2 protein-coding genes are annotated in these 3,841 nt (G+C 59.1%); both read right to left on the bottom strand.

The window, feature by feature from the left end:
* Positions 1–101: 101 nt before the first annotated feature.
* Positions 102–2,312: a hypothetical protein gene (locus QZX93_RS15160; protein WP_295393209.1), complete on the bottom strand. Its 2,211-nt coding sequence runs from the start codon at positions 2,310–2,312 to the stop codon at positions 102–104.
* Positions 2,313–2,452: 140 nt separating this feature from the next.
* Complete coding sequence (locus QZX93_RS15155; RefSeq protein WP_295393208.1) at positions 2,453–3,340, bottom strand: hypothetical protein; 888 nt, start codon at positions 3,338–3,340, stop codon at positions 2,453–2,455.
* Between the last annotated feature and the right edge of the window lie 501 nt (positions 3,341–3,841).

The raw sequence follows: 3,841 nt of genomic DNA, 5'->3' as shown, positions 1-3,841 counted from the left end.
TAGGATACCTGGCAGGCGACTCGATGCTGTCTTCATTCATATTGAAACCCGGAATAAGATCGCATTTTCGTATGGATTCCGGAGATTCTACAATTTTTTTGCTATAAAATCAATAATTTAGTTTCTAGACAGGCTCTGAGATTCAGTGGGTCATCGGCCTCTCCCACATTGACCAGGGGCGTGAGATATTTGTATTCGAGCGCTTTGGCCGCCAGATAACTGAAGCGCACCGCCTGATTGAAGTCCGATTCGAAGCGCAGCGCCGCCCGTGAACGCAGGATGCGTACCTCGGCCGCCCGGCGCATGATCCGCTCGGCCGTCCAGTTGGTGTGCTCGGTGGCCTTGTCGCGCTGAAAGATCAGGTCATCGCGCTGGCCGAGCAGATTGGCGAAGTCGAGTGCCGCCGCGTTCTCATTCTGGACCTCGAGGCCGATCGTCATCTCCTGCTCGACGATCTGGCGCAACAGCGCCTCGATGTTGCCCTGATATTGCACGCCTGCTTGAGCGATGCGGTAATCAGCCAACAGGGCTTGCAGGTCGATTTCCTTCTCGACGTTCAGTTTTAGGTCGTCGTCTCTCAGTTTATAGGTGGTGGTGGTCGTCGTCTTGGTGCCGTGGGTGTCTTTGTCGTTGCCGTTGTCCTTGTATTTGCTGTCGCTCTTTTCGATGGTCCGGGCCCCGGCCATGTCGCTGATGAATTGCGTGAGGCGGGCCTTCTGGCCTTGGAGGTAACGGTGTTCGATGTCCAGGGTCTCGCCATGGAGCCGATTCTCGGTTTCAATTTGTCCCAACAGGGTGGTCTTGTGTTGAACCGCTAAGGTCCATTGCTGCCGGCCTCGATGCATATCGAAATACTTGTTCGCGAGCGTCCCCTTGGCCTTATCGCTGCCGTTCATGCAGGCGACGAACGCGGTGTTATCGAGGTCCAGGCCGCAATCGGAAAAGTTGTCCCCGGCCACCCGTACCTGCGCATCGAAGTCGGCGGCACTGAGTGGAACCCCCGTCAGGGTCGCCAGTTGCGCTTTCAGAACGCTGTTCGCATCCTCGGCGAGGATCGCCTGGAGCCGTTCGATATCGACATCGATGTCGCGGCGATAGGCTTGAAATGTGTCGAATGACTGCTGCGCATTGGTCTGCATGGTGCGGGCGACCCCCAGCAGGTCCTGGCTGCTGCGCATCGGCACGAAGCGGTCGTCATAGCCCAACGGATTCAGACCGGCGCTACCCGCCAGGGCTAGGGAGCGCATCCAGGCGAGCGCACGCTCCAGGCGCGGGCCGCCATTGTCGATGAAGGCCTGGCCCTGTCGTCCGGCCAGGGCGGCAGTGAGCAGATAGGTCTGGGTCGCGCTCGCGGACAGTGCCACGGTGAAGTCGGCGCTCGCCCGGGTCTGATCCTGCGGCGAGGGCGAGATGCCGATGGCGCGGCGCTTGGCGGCCTCCTCACGCCAGGCGTCGGACCAGCGCGCCACCGCCAGATTGAACAGGCTAAACAGATTGCCATCTTCGGTGTCGGCTTGGCCGAAAAAATCGGCCACATAGATGTTGGTTCCCACTGCCGGGCTGAATCCGTAGAGAAAGGCATTGACCGCCCCTTGGTAACAGAGGCGCGCCTTGGTTGTGAGGCGTCGTTGGGCGCTCAGGATTTGGTCGAGGCTCCAGGAATCGAGCGTCGAGACGCGAAACTCGGCGGCATCCACGAAGAACTCATCGGCGACAATCAGATAAGTGTCGGCGATGGCCCGGATGCTCTGTAAGAGTTTGATGCGTGTGTCCGCTACGGTGGAGTTTGGTGGTGCCCAATTGAGTGCGACCTGATAGGCGAAGGTGTCCCGGGCGGACGCCAGCGCGCCGATCTCGCTACCATTGATGACACAGGCGTCGGGCTCACCGTCGCCGTTGTCGTCAGTGAAGCTGACCTTGCCCTCGGTCTCGTAATTCCGCCACCAGTCGCAAAACAGTCGTTGTTGGATGCTGGCGCCGGGGCAACTGCTCGGCTCGCTCCAGTTGGGAGACAGCGGGAGCAGGGTGTCGCGCAGTGACTGACCGGCGGTAAGGGCCGCTATTGCATCCGCGTAATGTCTCTCTTGTTCGGCTGTCGTTGAAATCGCCTGGTACGGGAACATATTGCTCGCGATCAGCGTCGTGGTTGAGCCGACTGCGGCCCCGGCGACCGTGCTGAAGTCCCCGCAATAGATGCACTGGTTCACACCGGACGCTGTGGCACCGGCGCAGGCGGCATGAGCGGTGCCGCCGATAGCCCAGGCAAGCAGCGAGAGTGAAATGAACCCGAAGCGCCGCGTAATTTTCATCATGACGACCTGCCTCGTTAGAACTATCCGTTGCGGTCTTTGACCAGTTACGGAGTGTAGGTTGGGGTGACGAAGGAACCCCAACACCATTGCGCCGGCCGTGGCATGTTGGGGTTCGTTCCTCACCCCAACCTACGAATTCCCTAGAGTTTCATGATGAAAGCGAGGGCGTAGTAGGGTGGGCGGTTTTCCAATTGCGTACTGCCCCACGAGCCAGTAGCACCTCCGTGCGAATGTCCACCAATTGTATGATTGTGGTTGCCAGCGCCCCATGTATCGCCGTTGACGTTGTGGTAATGGTCTTCGACCACCCAAGGGGCGTTTCCGTCTTTGTCAACGCCATCAGAACCGCCGTTTGTTAACCCGCTATTAAGATCCAAATGATGAGTATGATCGGGAGCCGTGCTCGTTGTTAGAGGTTCTCCATTGATGCTATGCGTGTGACTAATATTATTTCCTATCACTCCCCCGGTAGCTTTCCAAGCATAACTGGCTCCAGCACCAACGATGAATTTGTCTTGTAGATCAGGTGGAGTTACCACTGACCCATCTGGTAGCGTACGGGTTATCCCATTGCACAACGCCCATCCATCCGGCACCGCATCCACGGCCCCACTCCACATAATGATTCCCCCGCGCGGCACTCCCCCATCCCCCGCCTGAAAGGCATAAGCGACACTTGAGAACTTCTGCCGCGGCATCTCGGTGTCTGTCCCCACCTTGATCCCGATGTAGGTTTCCCCGGTAAACTTGCTGGTATCCAGCGGATTGGTTGCGCCCCCACCGAGTAAGACGGACAGGCGCCCTGCCACCAGGGTCAGGGTCTGGGTCTCAGTCCAGAATGCAGTGCCCCCAGTTTCAGTCGTATACAGGCTGAACTGAATGGTCTTGGAGCCGGTGACGGCCTGCCCGGCCCCATCGGTGAGCGTGCCCTGGTAGGTCAGGGTCCGCGGTACGGCCCCGACGGCGAGCTGCATCGCGCCCAGCGCGAGACTGATCGTGAACAGGAGTGAACGAAGGGTGGTGGTCATCTACGGTTTCTCCTCTGCACGAAAACGGGTATCGCCGGCGGCGCGGGGCTTGGCTGGGCAGTGAGACAGGGCATTGGGCTGGCGCGACCTTGGCCGCGCAGTCGGCTCACAACGGCCCCATCCGGTTTCCCGGGGGCTGTTGCTGGCGGCTGCGGCGCGGCGTGGTCTACCATGAGAGCGGCTCTCTAGCAGCCTGTCGGACTTGATGGCGTAACCGATTGATTAAACAGGAAAACGACTTTTTGGCGCAAAAGAGGAAACTCTTTGCATTCAATCGGTTGCATCACTAAGTCCGACAGCCTGCTAGGGGTTGTGCGTATCTGCTGGTCCCGCGCCCACTGATGGTCTGGAGGCTCTGGGACCAGCCCTTTTAAGGTGTCATTTCGTGTTCAGCCCGAACCGGCGAGCAACCGAGCGGTCGAGACATGAGGTTTACCCTTGAACTTGGTGCGTGGTGTAGGCGGTTTCTTCGGCCCACGCGTGGTCTTGCGTAGTTTATGC

This window comes from uncultured Thiodictyon sp., from assembly GCF_903946935.1.
Lineage (GTDB): Bacteria > Pseudomonadota > Gammaproteobacteria > Chromatiales > Chromatiaceae > Thiodictyon.
Note: the sequence above shows the minus strand (reverse complement) of the source record. Positions and strands in the feature narration are given on the sequence as shown.